This window comes from Streptomyces sedi, assembly GCF_006335015.1.
GTDB lineage: Bacteria > Actinomycetota > Actinomycetes > Streptomycetales > Streptomycetaceae > Streptomyces > Streptomyces sedi.
In genome coordinates this window covers 404,456-420,945 of the sequence record NZ_VDGT01000003.1, presented here as the reverse complement: position 1 = coordinate 420,945, position 16,490 = coordinate 404,456, and the positions used below count along the sequence as shown (strand labels likewise).

Annotated in this window: 17 protein-coding genes and 1 pseudogene; 9 read left to right on the top strand and 9 right to left on the bottom strand. The window is 71.4% G+C overall.

Features of this window, described 5'->3' with window-relative positions; translation table 11 throughout:
* The first annotated feature begins 16 nt into the window (after window positions 1–16).
* Window positions 17–556 (top strand): hypothetical protein, encoded by a 540-nt coding sequence (locus FH715_RS06575; RefSeq protein ID WP_139641648.1) that lies wholly within the window; start codon window positions 17–19, stop codon window positions 554–556.
* A 144-nt stretch (window positions 557–700) separates the two neighbouring features.
* Here FH715_RS06575 and FH715_RS06570 read toward each other — a convergent pair whose 3' ends face one another.
* From FH715_RS06570 to FH715_RS06560, 3 genes are read right to left on the bottom strand one after another with little or no spacing between them, the layout of a single operon-like run.
* Window positions 701–1,453 carry an amino acid ABC transporter ATP-binding protein gene (locus FH715_RS06570; protein WP_139641768.1) on the bottom strand — a complete coding sequence of 251 codons (753 nt, stop codon included), beginning with the start codon at window positions 1,451–1,453 and terminating at the stop codon, window positions 701–703.
* Window positions 1,454–1,487: 34 nt separating this feature from the next.
* Entirely contained in the window at window positions 1,488–2,468 is a 981-nt protein-coding gene (locus FH715_RS06565; protein ID WP_139641646.1) for an amino acid ABC transporter permease, read from the bottom strand.
* A gap of 31 nt (window positions 2,469–2,499) precedes the next feature.
* Window positions 2,500–3,450, bottom strand: a complete 951-nt coding sequence (locus FH715_RS06560; protein ID WP_139641644.1) for an ABC transporter substrate-binding protein — start codon at window positions 3,448–3,450, stop codon at window positions 2,500–2,502.
* 574 nt (window positions 3,451–4,024) lie between these two features.
* Here FH715_RS06560 and FH715_RS06555 point away from each other — a divergent pair.
* A complete protein-coding gene (locus FH715_RS06555) occupies window positions 4,025–5,257 on the top strand; it encodes an NAD(P)-dependent malic enzyme (RefSeq protein ID WP_425472687.1) in 1,233 nt (410 codons plus the stop codon).
* An 80-nt stretch (window positions 5,258–5,337) separates the two neighbouring features.
* Here the strand turns inward: FH715_RS06555 and FH715_RS06550 are convergent, their stop codons facing one another.
* Window positions 5,338–6,096: a class I SAM-dependent methyltransferase gene (locus tag FH715_RS06550; RefSeq protein ID WP_139641642.1), complete on the bottom strand. Its 759-nt coding sequence runs from the start codon at window positions 6,094–6,096 to the stop codon at window positions 5,338–5,340.
* Between the two features lie 111 nt (window positions 6,097–6,207).
* Here FH715_RS06550 and FH715_RS06545 point away from each other — a divergent pair, with 111 nt between their 5' ends.
* Window positions 6,208–6,876: a CGNR zinc finger domain-containing protein gene (locus tag FH715_RS06545; protein WP_246108592.1), complete on the top strand. Its 669-nt coding sequence runs from the start codon at window positions 6,208–6,210 to the stop codon at window positions 6,874–6,876.
* An 86-nt stretch (window positions 6,877–6,962) separates the two neighbouring features.
* Here FH715_RS06545 and FH715_RS28760 read toward each other — a convergent pair.
* A pseudogene (locus tag FH715_RS28760) lies at window positions 6,963–7,133 on the bottom strand (S24/S26 family peptidase); the annotation flags it as partial.
* A gap of 282 nt (window positions 7,134–7,415) precedes the next feature.
* Between FH715_RS28760 and sodN the strand changes: the two are divergent.
* Window positions 7,416–7,811 carry a superoxide dismutase, Ni gene (gene sodN / locus FH715_RS06535; RefSeq protein WP_139641638.1) on the top strand — a complete coding sequence of 132 codons (396 nt, stop codon included), beginning with the start codon at window positions 7,416–7,418 and terminating at the stop codon, window positions 7,809–7,811.
* 244 nt (window positions 7,812–8,055) lie between these two features.
* Here sodN and FH715_RS06530 read toward each other — a convergent pair whose 3' ends face one another.
* From FH715_RS06530 to FH715_RS06520, 3 genes are all read right to left on the bottom strand, one after another.
* Window positions 8,056–8,607, bottom strand: coding sequence for a class IV adenylate cyclase (locus tag FH715_RS06530; RefSeq protein WP_139641636.1), 552 nt, complete (start codon window positions 8,605–8,607; stop codon window positions 8,056–8,058).
* Window positions 8,608–8,653: 46 nt separating this feature from the next.
* A complete protein-coding gene (locus tag FH715_RS06525; RefSeq protein ID WP_211367463.1) occupies window positions 8,654–9,238 on the bottom strand; it encodes a hypothetical protein in 585 nt (194 codons plus the stop codon).
* A gap of 226 nt (window positions 9,239–9,464) precedes the next feature.
* A complete protein-coding gene (locus FH715_RS06520) occupies window positions 9,465–11,930 on the bottom strand; it encodes a HelD family protein (RefSeq protein ID WP_246108591.1) in 2,466 nt (821 codons plus the stop codon).
* Window positions 11,931–12,129: 199 nt separating this feature from the next.
* Between FH715_RS06520 and FH715_RS06515 the strand changes: the two genes are divergently transcribed.
* From FH715_RS06515 to FH715_RS06505, 3 genes are all read left to right on the top strand, one after another.
* Window positions 12,130–12,606, top strand: coding sequence for an NUDIX domain-containing protein (locus FH715_RS06515; RefSeq protein WP_139641634.1), 477 nt, complete (start codon window positions 12,130–12,132; stop codon window positions 12,604–12,606).
* A gap of 271 nt (window positions 12,607–12,877) precedes the next feature.
* Complete coding sequence (locus tag FH715_RS06510; RefSeq protein WP_139641632.1) at window positions 12,878–13,291, top strand: ATP-binding protein; 414 nt, start codon at window positions 12,878–12,880, stop codon at window positions 13,289–13,291.
* Window positions 13,288–14,223, top strand: a complete 936-nt coding sequence (locus FH715_RS06505) for an RNA polymerase sigma factor SigF (protein ID WP_425472686.1) — start codon at window positions 13,288–13,290, stop codon at window positions 14,221–14,223. Before FH715_RS06510 ends, FH715_RS06505 begins: the two co-directional genes overlap by 4 nt.
* 12 nt (window positions 14,224–14,235) lie before the next feature.
* Here FH715_RS06505 and FH715_RS06500 read toward each other — a convergent pair whose 3' ends face one another.
* Window positions 14,236–14,667, bottom strand: coding sequence for a hypothetical protein (locus FH715_RS06500; protein WP_139641628.1), 432 nt, complete (start codon window positions 14,665–14,667; stop codon window positions 14,236–14,238).
* 60 nt (window positions 14,668–14,727) lie between these two features.
* Here FH715_RS06500 and FH715_RS06495 point away from each other — a divergent pair, with 60 nt between their 5' ends.
* Together FH715_RS06495 and FH715_RS06490 are read left to right on the top strand one after the other, a co-directional pair.
* Window positions 14,728–15,696 carry a diacylglycerol/lipid kinase family protein gene (locus FH715_RS06495; RefSeq protein ID WP_139641626.1) on the top strand — a complete coding sequence of 323 codons (969 nt, stop codon included), beginning with the start codon at window positions 14,728–14,730 and terminating at the stop codon, window positions 15,694–15,696.
* Between the two features lie 335 nt (window positions 15,697–16,031).
* Complete coding sequence (locus FH715_RS06490; protein ID WP_019433310.1) at window positions 16,032–16,289, top strand: WhiB family transcriptional regulator; 258 nt, start codon at window positions 16,032–16,034, stop codon at window positions 16,287–16,289.
* Window positions 16,290–16,490 lie beyond the last annotated feature (201 nt).

Sequence of the window (16,490 nt, the reverse complement as noted above, 5' to 3'; positions counted from 1 at the left end):
AATCAGGGGGACCGAGATGGGCACGTTGTTTCTGCGCCGGTTGAGTCGGTGGCAGGCCGAGACGGAACGCGACCACATCGCGGATCTGTACGCCGCCGCCCACCGCGATCCGTCGCCCGACGCCGCACCGCCCGACCGCGCCGGTTTTCTGCGGCGCTTCGTCGACCACGACGTCCAGCGGCCGGAGTTCGACCTGATGCTGGCCGGCGACCCGGAGCCCGTCGGCTGCGCCTACGGCTTTCTCGCGGAGCGGGAGGACGGCTGGTGGGACCGGTTCCGGCAGCGCCCGGAGGCGCTGCCGACCCTGGCCGAGCACCGCCGGATCTTCGTGGTCACCGAGCTGCTGGTGCACCCGAGGCGGCGCGGCGAGGGGCTCGCGGGACGGCTCCAGCGCGAGCTGCTCTCCCGTGTCTCGGCCTCGGCGGCGCTGCTCCTGGTGGAGGCGGGCGACGGGCCCGCGCAGAGCGCGCTGCCCTCGCTGGGCTGGGGCAAGGCCGGGGAGTTGACCCCGCGGGACGGCGCCGCGCTGGCGGCGTGGACGACCCCGCTGGGCTGACCCGCCGCCGGGCCGCGCCCCGCGGGGGCGCGACCCGCGCAACGTGCGCCACGCGCCACGTTTCAGGAACGACGCGGCACGTTTCAGGAACGACGAGACACGTCCGTTTCAGGAACGGCGCGCGGTCGACGAGGAGCCGCGCGTTCAGAGCACCTTGGAGAGGAACGCCCTGGTGCGTTCCTGCCGCGGGTTGGCCAGCACCTCGCGCGGGTCGCCGGCCTCGACCACCATGCCGTCGTCCATGAAGACGAGGGTGTCGCCGACCTCCCTGGCGAAGCCCATCTCGTGGGTGACCACGATCATGGTCATGCCGTCCTCGGCCAGCGCCCGCATCACGTCGAGCACCTCGCCGACCAGCTCGGGGTCGAGCGCGGAGGTCGGCTCGTCGAAAAGCATCAGCTTGGGGTCCATCGCCAACGCCCGCGCGATCGCGACCCGTTGCTGCTGGCCGCCGGAGAGCTGCGAGGGGTAGCTGGCCATCCGGTCGGCGAGCCCGACGCGTTCCAGCAACTGCTCGGCGCGCTTTCTGGCATCCGCCCGCCGCACGCCCTTGACCTGGACGGGCGCCTCCATGACGTTCTCCGTCGCCGTCATGTGGGGAAAGAGGTTGAAGCGCTGGAAGACCATCCCGATGTCGCGCCGCTGGGCCGCGACCTCGCGTTCGCGCATCTCGTAGAGCTTGTCGCCCCGCTGGCGGTAGCCGACCAGTTCGCCGTCGACCCAGAGCCGGCCGGCGTTGATCTTCTCCAGGTGGTTGACGCAGCGCAGCAGCGTGGACTTACCGGAGCCCGAGGGCCCCACCACGCAGCAGACCTCGCCGGGACTGACCTCCAGGTCGATGCCCCTGAGCACCTGCACGGGCCCGAAGTTCTTGTGGACCTGCTCGGCCTTGACCATCGGGGACGAGGAGTTCGTCGTCGTGCCCATCGGCTCACACCCCTCCGGCCGGGCCGCGGCCCGCACGCTGTCGACGCGGGCCGGTCAGCCTCGCGCGGGCCCGCTGGAGCGGGGTGGGGGGCCGCACCCGTTCGTTGCCCCTGGCGAAGTACCGCTCCAGGTAGTACTGACCGATGCTGAACACCGTGGTCAGGATCAGATACCAGACCGTGACGACGATCAGCATCTCCATGACCGCGAGGTTTCGCGTGCTGATCGTGTTGCCGGCCCGGAACAGCTCGGTGTATTGGATCGCGTAGACCAGCGACGAGGTCTTCAGCATGTTGATGAACTCGTTGCCGGTGGGCGGGATGATCACCCGCATCGCCTGCGGCAGCACGATCCGCCGCATCGTCTTGCCGTTGTTCATGCCCAGCGCGTGGGCGGCCTCGGTCTGGCCGCGGTCCACGGACTGGATGCCGGCCCTGGCGATCTCCGCCATGTACGCGGCCTCGTTGAGCCCGAGTCCCAGCAGGGCGGCGAGGAACGGCGTCATGAAGTCGTTCATCTCGTCCTTGTAGAAACCGAAGTTCACGGTCTCGAAGACGAACGACAGGTTGTACCAGAGGAAGAGCTGCACCAGCACGGGGGTGCCGCGGAAGAACCAGATGTAGCCCCAGGCCACGCCGGAGAGCACCGGGTTGCCGGAGAGGCGCATGATCGCCAGGATCACGCCGAGGACGACGCCGAGCAGCATCGACAGCAGCGTGATCCACAGCGTCTTGCCGGCGCCCTCGATGATGGTGTCGTAGGTGAGGAACTCCCCCACCACGTCCCAGTTGATGTCGGCGCCGCGGAACGCCTGGAAGAGCGCGGCGAGCAGCGCGAACACCACCGCCACACCGATCCAGCGGCCCCAGTGGCGCACCGGAACGGCGCGGATGGCCTCGGGTGGCACCCGCTCCCTCACGTCACCACCGCCCGAACCGGGCTCGTCCGCCGGCTTCTTGGACAGGCTGTCGTGCGAATCTGACACGGGGATCGCCCTCGCTGGCTGTCGGTCGCGGTCACTCGCCGGCGTTGACGGTGGCCTCTTCGATGGCGCCGGCCTCGGCGCTCCACTCCGCCAGGACCTCGGCGTAGGTGCCGTTGTCGATGATCTCCTGGACGGCGGCCTGGAGCGCGTCGCGCAGCTCGGCGTTCTCCTTGGAGACGGCGATGCCGTAGGGCGCGGCGTCGATCTGCTCGCCGACGACGGTGAAGAGCTCGCCGCCGCCCGCCGTCAGCTCGTTGTAGAGCGCGACCGGGTAGTCGGTGATGACGACGTCGGCGCGGCCGTTCTGGAGCGCGGTGATCGACTCGCTGTCGACCTCGTTGATCACCGGCTGGATCGGCTCGTCGCAGTTCTCCTGCGCGGCCTCGATCACGGCCTCGTTGGCGGTGCCCTGCTGGGCGGCGACGCTCAGCCCGCAGAGGTCGTCGACGGACTCGACGCCCTCCGGGTTGTCCGCGGCGACCAGGAGGGCCGAGCCGGCCTGGAAGTAGTTGACGAAGTCGGCGCCGCCCTCGGCGTCCTCGCTGACGCCCTGCTGGCGCTCGGCGGTGTCCGTCATCGCGGACATGATCACGTCGTGGCGGCCGTTGTTGAGGCCGAGGATCAGGCCGTCGAAGGTGCCGTTCTCGAAGACGAAGTCGACGCCGAGCACCTCGCCGAGCGCGGCGCCGATGTCGGGGTCGATGCCGGCGATCTCGTCGTTCTCGTCGATGAACTCGATGGGCGCGTAGGCGATGTCGGAGCCGACCTTGATCTCACCGGCGTCCTGGATGCCCTGCGGCAGCAGGTCGAACAGCTCGCCCGCCGCCTCTCCCTCTCCGGACCCGCCGCCGCTCTCCGAGCCGCCGGAGCCGCCCTCGGCGTCGTCGGTCTGGTCGCCGCAGGCGCCGAGGAGGAGTACGCCGGCCGCCGCGACGGCACCGGCCGCCGCCAGACGTGAGCGACGGGAGAGGCGAGCGGTCATGGCGTGTTCCTCCTGGGGCGGGGGTACCGAGGGGGCCGGGCACGCGTCGTCGGGTGTCACGACAGCCTGAGCGCCGGTCGCGCGTTCAGTGACAGGACATCTTGCCATCCGAATCCGAAACGGAACCGGTCGGTAGATCAAGATCGGATAACGGACAATGAACACCGGTGATCGGAATTGAACAACTCGACTGCATCGATGGTCGCTTGCGTGTCATCTCCCGCCACCCCCGCGACCACTGAGACATGCGTCACGCGAGGGCGCGGTGATCGATCCCCGCCGAGGAAGGCCCGTCATTCGGTCACCCGACGGACGCGGCGCCGCAACCACCCGCGCTCACCAGAAGTTTTCCAGCGGAAAGCGAAAGTGTTCGTCGGTGCGCCGCCTGATCGGGTAGAACCGAGCGGTACACCCCTCACCCGGGGACCTGGGCGCCTGTGCGAAGCGCCCGGCGTCCGCACCACGACCGCGCCGACAGCCAACTGCGGGGCGCGCGGCGGACGCGGTGCCCGCTCGCGCTCCGACCGGAGAGCGACCGCCCTCACGATGACGTTGGACAAAGGGGTTACCCGAAGTGACATCGGAGATCATCAACCCGCGCGGGGAGTTGCCCCGCGTCTCCCCTCGACCGCCCGCCGACGAGCTGCCCGAGCCCGGGCTCGACCCGGTCTTCGCCCTGCACCGCGGCGGCAAGATGGAGGTCGCCGGCACGGTGCCGCTGCGCGACGCCGACGACCTCTCCCTCGCCTACACCCCGGGCGTCGCCCGCGTCTGCGAGGCGATCGCGGAGCGACCCGAGCTGGTCCACGACTACACCTGGAAGTCCGGCACGGTCGCCGTGGTCACCGACGGCAGCGCGGTGCTCGGCCTCGGCGACATCGGCCCCGAGGCGTCACTGCCCGTGATGGAGGGGAAGGCCATCCTCTTCAAGCAGTTCGGCGGCGTGGACGCCGTCCCGGTGGCGCTCGACTGCCGCGAGGTGGACGAACTGGTCGAGACCGTCGCGCGGTTGGCCCCCTCCTTCGGCGGGATCAACCTGGAGGACATCTCGGCGCCCCGCTGCTTCGAGATCGAACGGCGGCTCCAGGAGCGGCTGAACATCCCCGTCTTCCACGACGACCAGCACGGCACGGCCGTGGTGACGCTCGCCGCGCTGCGCAACGCCGTCCGGCTCACCGGGCGCGACCTCGCCGCGCTGCGCGTCGTGATCTCCGGCGCCGGGGCCGCGGGGGTCGCCATCGCCCGCATCCTGCTGGGCGCCGGCGTCGACGACGTGGTCGTCTGCGACCGGCGCGGCGTGGTCTCCCGCGACCGGGACGACCTGACCGAGGTCAAGCGCGAGCTGGCCGAGGCCACCAACCCGAACGGCCGCACCGGCTCCCTCGCCGACGCGCTGGCCGGCGCCGACGTCTTCGTCGGGGTCAGCGGCGGCACCGTTCCCGAGTCGGCGGTGGCGACGATGGCGCCTGGCGCGTTCGTCTTCGCCATGGCCAACCCGAACCCCGAGGTGCACCCCGAGGTCGCCGCCCGGCACGCGGCCGTGGTGGCCACCGGGCGCAGCGACTTCCCGAACCAGATCAACAACGTGCTGGCGTTCCCCGGCATCTTCGCCGGGGCGCTCCAGGTGCGGGCGACCCGGATCACCGAGGGGATGAAGCTGGCGGCGGCCGAGGCGCTGGCCGCGGTGGTCGCGGACGAGCTGAGTCCGGAGCGGGTGATCCCCTCGCCGTTCGACCCCCGGGTGGCCCCCGCGGTGGCCGCGGCCGTGGCCGAAGCGGCGAGGGCCGAGGGCGTGGCGCGGCTCTGACGGACGGCGGCGGCTTCCCGCGCCCCCGCACGCCGGTGGACGGCCGGGGGCGTGGGAGGCCGCGCGACGCGCGGGCGGCGTCAGCGCAGGGCCATCACCGTCATGTCGCTGAGGGACGCCCACGCGGCCCGCGCCTCCGCGAAGCCCGCCTCGCGCAGCACCCGCACATGCCACTCCAGCGGGAACATCCGCCCGTCGGCGTGGTCGCCCCTGGCCGGGTCGCCGTAGATCCGGAACCGCGCGGCCGTCGCCTCCGCCAGCTCCGGGGCCGCCGCCGCCCGCGCCCACCAGTCGGCCCAGTCCTCGCTGCCGTCGGACCTCTCCCGCGTCCGCCTGGCCGACTCGTACGCCGCGACGGCCGCCTCGATCCGGGGCGCCTCGCGGTGCGGCATGTGGTCGGCGTTGAGGAAGACGCCGCCGGGGCGCACCAGCGTGGCGAGCCGCCCGTACAGCGCGCGCAGCGGCTCCTCCGTCAGCCAGTGCAGCGCCGTCGCCGTGAGCACCGCGTCGTAGGAGTCGTGGGGCAGCGTCTCGGCCCAGTCGGGGTCGGTGAGGTCTGCGGTGACGAACGTCGCGCGCGGCTCGTCGGCGAAGGTGCCCTCGGCGATGGCCAGCAACGCGGGGTCCAGGTCCACGCCGACGCTCACCGCCCCGGGGAAGCGGCGCAGTGCCCGCGCCGTGATGCTGCCCGTGCCGCACGCCAGGTCGAGGATCCGGGGCCGGTCGCCCACCAGCGCCTCGACGGCGTCCAGCATCACCCGGAAGCGCTCCTCGCGGTCCGGCAGGTACCACTCCTGCTGCCGGTCCCAACTCTTCTGCCAGATCGACCAGTCGGTCATCGCCCCTCCCTGAGGCCGCGGACGGCGGAGGCCACCGGTAAGGGCCGTTATCCGAATCGACCCATTACCATGGCCGGTCACGACTATAGGTTCGCCGGGTAAGGAACACAATTGGAACTGACCCATTACTCCGACTTCGCCGTCCGCCTGGTCAACACGGAGCAGCCGCACCGCGGCACCGACACGTTGACCTCGGTCGAGGCCGTCCGCGACCTCTTCGGCGAGGCCCAGCAGGCCGCGCGGCGGGCCACCGACGCGGACGTGACCCGGCTGCGCGGGGTGCGCACCCGGCTGCGCGCGGTCTTCACCACCGCCGCCGGGGGCGACGAACGGGGCGCGGTCGACCTGCTCAACGCGCTGCTGCTGGAGTACCCGGTCAGCCCCCAGATCTCGGGCCACGACTTCCTCGACGACACCGGACGACCCCGCTGGCACCTGCATCTGGCCGAGCACCCGTCGAACGCGACCGCGGGCTACGCGGCGACCGCCTGCATGGGCCTGGCCGTGCAGCTCACCGAGTGGGGCGCCGACCGCCTCGGCATCTGCGAGGGAGACCCCTGCCGCAACGCCTATGTCGACACATCGACCAACCGTTCCCGGCGTTACTGCTCCGACCGCTGCGCCACCCGCGCCAACGTCGCCGCCTACCGGGCGCGCAAGCGCCGCGAACGCGCCGTCAGCGGGCGCACCGCCGAGGGCAACCGCCCCAACGCGCCGGCCAACGCGCCCACGCGCCCCACCGCCGGCGCGGAGACCCCCGACCCGGCGGGCGAGCGCTGAGCCAGCGGCGAACGCAGCCGCAGCACCGCCCTCGCCACCAGCAGCCCGTCCGGAACGGCCCCGAACTCCCGGCTGTCGTTGGTCACCGACACGTTGTCGCCGAGCACCCACCACCCGGCGTCCCGCCGCTCGGCGGCGCGCTTGACGATCAGCAGATCGTGCTGGAACGGGTGCCGCAGCACCACCACGTGACCGGGACGCACCCGTGCACCGTAGGCGAGCAGCAACTGGTCGCCCGGATACAGGGTGGGCAGCATCGAGGGGTTGTAGACCTCCGCCAGCCCAAGCCTCATCGCGTCCTCACTCGTCGTTCCTGAGCCATGGTCCCCGCTGCCTCCGGTGATCGCATGTCCGCCGCGTTCCCGTTCCGCCCGCGCCATCCTCCCCTCCCGCCGCGGACCCCCGCCCTCCGCCCCCGGCCGGGCACACCCCGGACTTTCGGCCTAAGCCCGACGGAACGGAACGGGTCGGCCGAGAAAACCACCCCTGCACGGAGTAACCTCGCCCGGGAGAAGACGATCACGAGGAAGGACAGCTCTATGCTCTCCCGCCTGTTCGCCCCGAAGGTCAGCGTCAGCGCGCACTGCGACCTGCCGTGCGGCGTCTACGACCCGGCCCAGGCCCGCATCGAGGCCGAGTCGGTCAAGGCCGTCCAGGAGAAGTACCAGGCCAACGACGACCCCCACTTCCGCGCCCGCGCCACCGTCATCAAGGAGGAGCGCGCCGAGCTGGCGAAGCATCATGTCTCGGTGCTGTGGAGCGACTACTTCAAGCCCCCGCACTTCGAGAAGTACCCGGAGCTGCACCAGCTGGTCAACGAGACCCTGAAGGCCCTCAGCGCGGCCAAGGGCTCCACCGACCCGGCGACCGGCCAGAAGGCGCTCGACTACATCGCCCAGATCGACAAGATCTTCTGGGAGACCAAGAAGGGCTGAGCGTGACGCACCTCCCGGAGTGCCGGGAGCGTGCAGGTCACTGGGCCTTTTGGGGCGTCCGACTGCTCAGCACGTCGGGCGCCCCGACCGCGTTTCCAGCCTCGCTGGGAGATCATTGGGAGGCGATCTCGGGAGCGGCGTTCTGGCGCTCCCGCAGGGACTTCTCCCACCGGCGTGGAAGAGCCTTCGCTACCCTCCGCCTCCCGCCTCGGGACGGCGCCGCGCCTTCAGATCGTCAGCCGCGTTACCGCTCCTGGAAGAGGAGGGTCGGCTCGGCGAGGATGTCCCGGTTGGCCTCGCTCTGGTAGATCAGGTCGACGCTGCCGAAGCGGGCATCGGCGTAGTCGAGTCCGAGGTCGGCGACGGCCTTCCGGACGGCTTCTTCGGAAGGACCCTCGATCTCCAGGAAGGTGGGCAGGTCGGACCAGGTGTCGAAGTCGTAAATGATGCCGTGGAGTTCCCATTCCTCGCGGTAGTTCTGCTGGTAGCGGACCTGCCTCAGACCGGTGGCCCTGAGGAGTTCGGCCGTCTTCGTCAGGTCGCTGACCTCGATCTCGATCTCGGTGGTGCCACCGATGTGAGTGGCGTCGCTGACCTGCTTGAGGGTGAGGGTGGTCTTCCCGCCCTCGTCGCGGAGCCGGAGCCACTGCTCACCCTGGACGGCGTCGTTCTCGAAGATCAGCCGGGTGAACATGGTCCGTGGGAAGACCTGCCGGGCACCCTGAGCACTCAGGTAGGACTGGACGGCGGTCACGTCGATCGTGAGGAACTTGGCCTCGTACTCGTTCGTCGCCATTGCTTGGTTCTTCCTTTCATCAAGGCGAAAGTCCCCTGATGGGGCATCAGGGGACGAGTTCCTGAAACTCCCGGTCGCGGAGCTTCCTGATCTCCTCGGGCAGGCCGCTGTTGAGGAACTCGTCGACCGGGAGGCACAGGTCCATGCGCTGGATGCAGACGCCGACCTGGAGCGTGCCGGTGGTATCCCGGTAGAGCCGCACTCCGTAGTAGCCCTCCTGGCAGTCGGTGTCGTTGTTGAACCGACAGCCGGCGCAGGTCTCCGGCAGACGCAGGGGACGTAGGTGTTTGACCATGAGGATGCGGCCGTTGGGCAGACGGTAGGAGACACGGAAGCCGGAGGTGCCCGCGATGAGGTGGACCTCGTGGGGGACCGCGTCGAGTTCGACGAGTAGCTCGTCGATGGCGTCGAGCGAGGCGTCCCCGTCGGCCAACGAGGACAGCACGCGGACCGACAGGCGCGTCGAGTAGCGGTTGAGCAGCCGGTGCACACGTCCGACGTGCGTCCGGTCGGGGATAACGATGTTGGCTCTCGCGTTCAGCCCCAGGCCGAGAGCGACCCGAACCGACTCGTCCAAGGCGTCGATCTTACTCGCGGCCAGGGCCAGCCGTCGGAACTTCGCGTTCTGCACTTGAGCCAGCTCCTGTGCAGTGGTTCCGAAGATCGAGAAGTTCACCCTCTGGAGTCCGGCCTGGATACAACGGAACGCATCTCGGTGCTGGCCGGGTAGGCCAACGGCAGCGAGTCCGCCGGAGCCTTTCCGCCCACCTGGGCAGTCCGCACACGGTCCGCACCCGCGCGCCGGGTGCGGTCGTTTCGAGGCCTCACCCCCCACTGGAGCGGGGCGCCGAATCCACTCACCCCCCGTCCCCGTCCCTCGCCTCCGTCAGCCCCGTCAGGCCGGCCGGTGGGGTCGGGGGTGCGCCGGGCGGGGTCGGGTGGAGGAGGCCGAGGCGGTGGGTCGGGCGGGTGAGGGCGACGTAGAGGTCGTTGAGGCCGCGCGGGGACTCGGCGACCACGCGTTCGGGGTCGACGACCAGGACCACGTCGAACTCCAGCCCCTTCGCCGTCGCCGGGTCGAGCACCACGACGTCCCCGCCGTCGGCCAGCGCCCCCACCGCGCGGCGCGCGGCCGGCAGCAGCGAGCGCGGCACCAGCAGCGCGACGCGCCCCTCCGGAAGCGCCGCGCGCTCCGCCGCCGCCAGCGCGGCGCCGCGTGCCGCGAGGCCGGCGGGCGTGGCGTCCTCGGCCCGCCGCCACCAGGGGCGTTCGCCGCTGGACCGCACCGCGCGCGGCGCGCGGCGGGCCGGGTCGATCCGGGTCAGCACCCCGGCCGCGACCTCGGCGATCTCGGCGGGCAGCCGGTAGTTGACGCTCAGTTCGGCCAGCCGCCACCGCTCCCCCACGTGCGGCGCCAGCACCGCCTCCCAGGAGGGCGCCCCCAACGGGTCGCCCGTCTGGGCGATGTCGCCGACCAGCGTCATCGACCGCGCGGGGCAGCGCCGCATCAGCAGCCGCCATGCCATGGGCGACAGTTCCTGGGCCTCGTCCACCACCACGTGACCGAACGCCCAGGTCCGGTCGGCCGCCGCCCGCAGCGCCGCGCTCCTGGTGTCCGCCTCGGCCTGCCGTTCGGCGAGCGTCTCGGCGTCCACCACGTCCCAGGCGGCCAACTCCTCGGCCTCGTCGGCGTTCTCCGACTGGGCCTCGCGCGAGCCGTAGGCGACCTCCAGCGCCTCCCGCGCCAGCCGCACCTCCTCGGCGCGTTCGGCCTCCGCCGGGTCGGGGGCGCCGGGCGGCACGGGGCCGAGCAGTTCGGCGGCCTCGTCCAGCAGTGGAACGTCCGAGGCAGTCCAGGCGGCGGGCGCCTCCGGCCGGTGCAGCGTCGCGCGTTCGGCCGCGGACAGCGCGGGCGCGGCGGCGGCCAGCCGTTCCTCGGAGGCGTAGAGCCCGGCCAGCAGCGCGGTCGGGGTGAGCGTGGGCCACAGCGCGTCCGCGAGCGCCGTCACGTCGGCGTCCTCGGCGAGTTCGGCGCGGATCCCGTCCAGGTCGGCCTCCGTGAGCAGCGGCTCGCCGTCGAACACGTCCCGGCCATAGCGGGCCGCGACCCGCTCGGCCAACGCCTCGACCAGCAGCTTCCGGAAGAGCGGCGCCGCCTCGTTGTGGCGCAGCCCCGTGTCCCGCACGCGCTCGGCGATCCGCGTGCAGAGCGCGGCCGGAACGGTCATCGGCCGCCGGTCGACGAGGATCACGTGGTCCTCCGCCGGCGGTCGCCCCCGGTCGGCGACGGCCGCCGCCAGCACCTCGGCCATCGCCAGCCGGCCCTTGGTCAGCGCGCCCGCCGGGGACTCGGCCCGCCGGGCGGTCACGCCGGGGAAGAGCTGGTCGACGGTGGCCAGCAGCACGCCCGTCTCGCCCAGGGACGGCAGCACGTCGCCGATGTAGGAGAGAAACGTGGGGTTGGGCCCGACGACCAGCACCGCGCTCCTGGCCAACCGTTCACGCCTCGTGTACAGCAGATAGGCCGCCCGGTGCAGCGCGACGGCGGTCTTGCCCGTGCCGGGGCCGCCCTGGACGACCAGCACCCCGGCGTGGTGGGCGCGGATCACCTCGTCCTGCTCGGCCTGGATGGTGGGCACGATGTCGCTCATCCGGCCGGTTCTGGCCGCGGTGAGCGCCTCCAGCAGAGCGGCGTCCCCGTTGACCTCGGAGGCGCCGCTGGAGAAGTCCTCGTCCCAGACGCCGGTCACCCGCCGCCCGCGCGAGCGGATGTGCCGGCGTCCGCGCACCCGGTCGGGGTGGAGCGCGGTCGCCACGTAGAACGGCCGGGCGGCGGGCGCGCGCCAGTCGATCAGCAGCGGGGTGAACTCCCCGTCGTCGGCGCGGAGCCCGAGGCGGCCGATATAACGGCGTTCCCCGGCCCGCGTGGATTCCGTGGCGGTTTCCCCGGTGGTGGGGCGCCCGCTCCCGTGTTCGGTGGTGCCCGCTGGTTTTTCCGTGGCCGCTGGTCTTTCCGTGACCGCTGGTCTTTCGGTGGCCCTCGGTCCGCCGGTGGCGGACGGGCCGGTGTCGGTGTCGTCGGCCAGGTCGAGCCGGCCGAAGCACAGCCCGCTCTCCACGGAGTCCAGCCGCGCCAGTCCGGCGGCCAACTCGCTTGCGGCCAGGTCGCGTTCGGCCAGGCCCTGGTGGGTGAGGCCGGTGCTGGCCAGGGTGGCGTCGAGGCGTGCGGTCGTCTCGTTCCGCAGGGTGTCGAGGCGGAGATAGAGGCCGTCGAGATAAGCCTGTTCCGCGGCGATCTCCGGGCTTTCCGCGCCACTTGACAAAGCGATCCCCTATTCGCTAACATTTCCTTGGGAGTTGACGTGTCCCGTCGATTCGGACACGCCAAACCACGCAATATAGCGAGGAATTCGCCGCCCCCGCAAGGGGCGGTTTTTTGTTGGCCCACCGCCCGCCCGCCCCGCCGCCAGGCCGAGGGATAACCGTTCCCCCTCGACCGTCAGCGCGCCCTACCGTGGGCGCATGTCGCACCCTCTGCCGCCCGCCGTCCAGTCCATGACGATGCTCGCCGCCGCCGTCCTCGTGCACGACCGCGCCGAGGGGCGGGTGCTGCTGCTGCGCCGGGGGCCGCGCGCCAAGTTCGCGCCGGGCGAGTGGGACCTCCCGGTCGGCAAGTGCGACCCGGGGGAGCCCGTCGCGGCTGCCGCCGTGCGGGAGTTGCGCGAGGAGACAGGGCTGGTCGTCGAGGAGTCGTCGCTGCGGATCGCGCACGTGCTGCACGCCGCCCGCGGGGCCGAGGCGCCCAACGGCTTCCTCACCGTGATCTTCCTGACCGAGACCTGGAGCGGCGAGGCGCGCAACGTCGAGCCCGCCAAGCACTCCGAGGTGCGCTGGGCCGACACCGACGCCCTCCCGGACGACATGGTCTTCCGCTCCGACCGCGTCATCGAGCGCTGCCTGGGCGGCGAGGTGGGGCTCACCCAGCTCGGGTGGGCGTGACACGACGCCCCGGCGGGGCAGTACGATCAACGACCACCGTGATGATCACGCACAACATCTGTCGCCGACAGGGGATTTGACGCCGCCTCACCGGGCACACTACGCACCGAGCGCACTACGATGAGTAATGCCGCTGAGGTGCTCAGGTCGGTCGGTCGCGTTCCCTGGCAGGCGACAGCGCGCGGTGGATCGCGGTAGCGTCGCAGGGCGGCCAGGGCACCGGACGGTGCCCGGGAACGCCCACGAACTGTGAGTCTCTGTGGAGGTGAGGGTGTCCCCATTCCCAGGCGAGCCCGGATCGCAGGACTTCGTCGAAGTCCGGCTGCCGGCCGCTGGTGCCTATCTGTCGGTGTTGCGCACGGCCACGGCCGGGCTCGCCGCCCGGCTGGACTTCACCCTCGACGAGATCGAGGACCTGCGCATCGCGGTGGACGAGGCGTGCGCCATCCTGCTCCAGCAGGCCATCCCCGGCAGCGTTCTCGACTGCGTCTTCACGCTGGTCGGTGACGCCCTGCGGGTGACGGTCTCGGCCCCGACCACCGAGGGCCACGCCCCGGAGCGCGACACGTTCGCCTGGACGGTGCTCACCGCGCTCGCCGGCGAGGTCGAGTCGGCCGTCGCCGAGGACAGGACGGTCAGCATCAGCCTGCACAAGAAGCGCGGCGCCGCCCCCGGAGCGCCGTGACCGGCGCCCAGGGGCCGCCACGGGACGAGGAGGCCGAGGTGAACGAGCTGGAGCAGACAGCGCGCGCGGCACGGCAGGAGCCGGCCGGCGCGACCATTCCGGGCCAGAGCGATGTCGAGCACGCGCGCACGCACGTCGAGGCGTCGCAGCCGGCGCGCCGCAGGGCGGCGCCCGACCCCCACGACCGGAGCGCGGCACGCGGCCTCTTCGTCGAGCTGCGCACCCTGCCCGAAGGTTCGGCGGAGCGCGCCGAGTTGCGCGACACCCTGGTGCGGATGCACCTGCCGCTGGTCGAGCACCTGGCCCGCCGCTTCCGCAACCGGGGCGAGCCGTTGGACGACCTCACCCAGGTCGCCACCATCGGTCTCATCAAGTCGGTCGACCGCTTCGACCCGGACCGCGGCGTGGAATTTTCCACCTACGCCACCCCCACCGTGGTCGGCGAGATCAAGCGCCACTTCCGGGACAAGGGCTGGGCGGTGCGGGTTCCGCGCCGGCTCCAGGAGCTGCGCCTGTCGCTGAGCCAGGCCACCGCGGAGCTGTCCCAGCAGCACGGGCGTGCGCCCACGGTGCACGAGTTGGCCCAGCGACTGAACATCTCGGAGGAGGACGTCCTGGAGGGGCTGGAGTCGGCCAACGCCTACAGCACCCTCTCGCTCGACGTGCCCGACACCGACGACGAGTCGCCGGCCGTCGCCGACACGCTGGGCGCCGAGGACGACGCCCTGGAGGGCGTGGAGTACCGCGAGTCGCTCAAGCCGCTGCTTGAGCAGCTGCCGCCCCGTGAGAAGAAGATCCTGCTGCTGCGCTTCTTCGGGAACATGACCCAGTCGCAGATCGCCCAGGAGGTCGGCATCTCGCAGATGCACGTCTCCCGGCTGCTGGCCCGCACCCTGGCCCAGCTCCGGGAGAAGCTCCTGGTGGAGGAGTAGGAGCCGCCCGCCTCAGGCGGAACGCGGCCCCACGCCGAGCGCCTCGGTCGCCGTCGGGCTCAGCAGACAGCCGAGCACCAGCAGTGCCGAGGCCGCCAGCGGCAGCGCCGCCAGCACCCAACCGCCGCCGCTGCCCAGCAGCGTGAACGCGATCGGCAGCGCCAGCAGCTGCGCCATCACCCCGGGACCCCGGCTCCACCGGCGCAGCCGCCACAGCCCGTGGCCGGCGACCAGCGGCACCACGGCCAACGCCAGCAGCGTCACGGAGCCCGCGATCGCCTGCGTGAGATCCCCGGGGTCCCCGACGATCGCCAGCACCAGGATCACCGTGCCCACGGCGGCCAGCACCGCCCCCTGCACCCCGCAGACCGCGGCGGCGACCGCCACCCTGCGTGGCCGTTCGGCGTCCGTCCGTTCCGCGTCCCGCGCGCTCGTCTCGCTCACCCGGCCAGGGTATAAGGCACCCGGGCCGCACCCGGGGCGCGACCTGGGTACCCTGCACCCATGCGCGCTCTTCTCGTGGTCAACCCGGTCGCCACCACCACCAGCGCGCGGACCAGAGACGTGCTCACCCACGCGCTCGCCAGCGATCTCAAGCTGGACGTGGCCGCGACCGAGTACCGCGGCCACGCGCGACGGCTGGCCCGCGAGGCGGCGGAGGCCGGCACCGACGTGGTGATCGCGCTCGGCGGCGACGGCACCGTCAACGAGGTGGTCAACGGCCTGCTGCACAACGGCCCCGACCCCGACGGCGACCTGCCCAGGCTCGCCGTCGTGCCAGGCGGCTCGACCAACGTCTTCGCCCGCGCCCTCGGCCTGCCCAACCACGCGGTGGAGGCCACGGGGGCGCTGCTGGACGCGCTGCACGCCGGCTCGGAGCGCACCATCGGCCTGGGCCTCACCAGCGGGACGCCGGGCACCGAGGACGCGGAGGTGCCGAGCCGCTGGTTCACCTTCTGTGCCGGGTACGGGTTCGACGCCGGGGTGATCGGTCGCGTGGAGGGACAGCGCGAGCGTGGCAAACGTTCCACACACGCCCTCTACGTTCGCCAGGTCATGCGGCAGTTCCTCGGGGACCGCCAACGCACCCAGGGCAGCATCGCGCTGCGCCGGGAGGGCCACGAGCCGGTGGAGGGGCTGGTGTTGTCGATAGTCTGCAACACCGCGCCCTGGACGTTCCTGGGCAACAAGCCGATGTACGCGGCCCCCCGGGCCTCGTTCGACACCGCGCTCGACGTCCTGGGCCTCTCCCGCCTCTCCTCCGCCGCCGTCACCCGCTACGGCACCCAACTCCTGCGCTCAAGCCCGGATCGAGGCCCACATGGCCGACATGTGGTGTCGTTGCATGACGAAACGGAGTTCACCTTGCAATCGCAGGTGCCACTGCCGTTTCAGCTTGATGGTGACCACCTCGGACTGCGAAACAGCGTCTCCTTCACAGGCGTGCGTCGTGCACTGCGTGTGATTGTGTGAGCGGAAGCGCCAAAAGTCCTTGTAGTCGAACGTTTAGCGCAGACTCCACCCAAGGGAATTAGGGTTGTGAGCTAGGCGACACCAAGGATTCAAAAAAAACTTCTCGGAAGGGGTTGTATCCGCCGCCGAGGTTTGCGAGTCTCTTCATGGCGATCGGGACGGCCAAACCCCAAGGCCCCCTTGAGAGCCCGAATCCTTCCTCCTCATCCTCCGGGATCGCAGTGAGGCCCTCACCCAGAGTGACGCTTGTCGACACTCTTCCCTCGTGAGGGGATTCGTGAAAGCGTTCACATTCACAAGCAATGTAACTGCCACATGCAGGAGATGGAGCAGACATGGACTGGCGTCACAACGCCGTTTGCCGCGAGGAAGACCCCGAGCTCTTCTTCCCCATCGGCAACACCGGTCCCGCGCTGCTGCAGATCGAGGAAGCCAAGGCCGTCTGCCGCCGCTGCCCCGTGATGGAGCAGTGCCTGCAGTGGGCTCTGGAGTCCGGTCAGGACTCCGGCGTCTGGGGCGGCATGAGCGAGGACGAGCGTCGTGCGATGAAGCGTCGCGCCGCTCGCAACCGGGCGCGTAAGGCTACCGCCTGACAGGCTCATCGCCACCAGCTTCGCTGCCACGAGCCGCAGCACCCGCACCCCCGTCGGTGCACATCGCGTAGGACGTGATGAGCCCCGGCGTCCGGCCGAACACCGGCCAGGACGCCGGGGCTTAGGTGCTTCCACGCGCGTTTCCCCGAAGGGAACGGACTCCGCCGGAGGCGGCGCCGATCCGACGCCGCGTCAACTCGG

Coding starts and splice junctions, on each gene's coding strand:
- FH715_RS06490 (WP_019433310.1), top strand. CDS start 16,032: ATGGACTGGCGTCACAACGCCGTTTGCCGCGAGGAAGACCCCGAGCTC.
- FH715_RS06515 (WP_139641634.1), top strand. CDS start 12,130: ATGTCGCACCCTCTGCCGCCCGCCGTCCAGTCCATGACGATGCTCGCC.
- sodN (WP_139641638.1), top strand. CDS start 7,416: ATGCTCTCCCGCCTGTTCGCCCCGAAGGTCAGCGTCAGCGCGCACTGC.
- FH715_RS06575 (WP_139641648.1), top strand. CDS start 17: ATGGGCACGTTGTTTCTGCGCCGGTTGAGTCGGTGGCAGGCCGAGACG.
- FH715_RS06530 (WP_139641636.1), bottom strand. CDS start 8,607: ATGGCGACGAACGAGTACGAGGCCAAGTTCCTCACGATCGACGTGACC.
- FH715_RS06550 (WP_139641642.1), bottom strand. CDS start 6,096: ATGACCGACTGGTCGATCTGGCAGAAGAGTTGGGACCGGCAGCAGGAG.
- FH715_RS06495 (WP_139641626.1), top strand. CDS start 14,728: ATGCGCGCTCTTCTCGTGGTCAACCCGGTCGCCACCACCACCAGCGCG.
- FH715_RS06560 (WP_139641644.1), bottom strand. CDS start 3,450: ATGACCGCTCGCCTCTCCCGTCGCTCACGTCTGGCGGCGGCCGGTGCC.
- FH715_RS06570 (WP_139641768.1), bottom strand. CDS start 1,453: ATGGTCAAGGCCGAGCAGGTCCACAAGAACTTCGGGCCCGTGCAGGTG.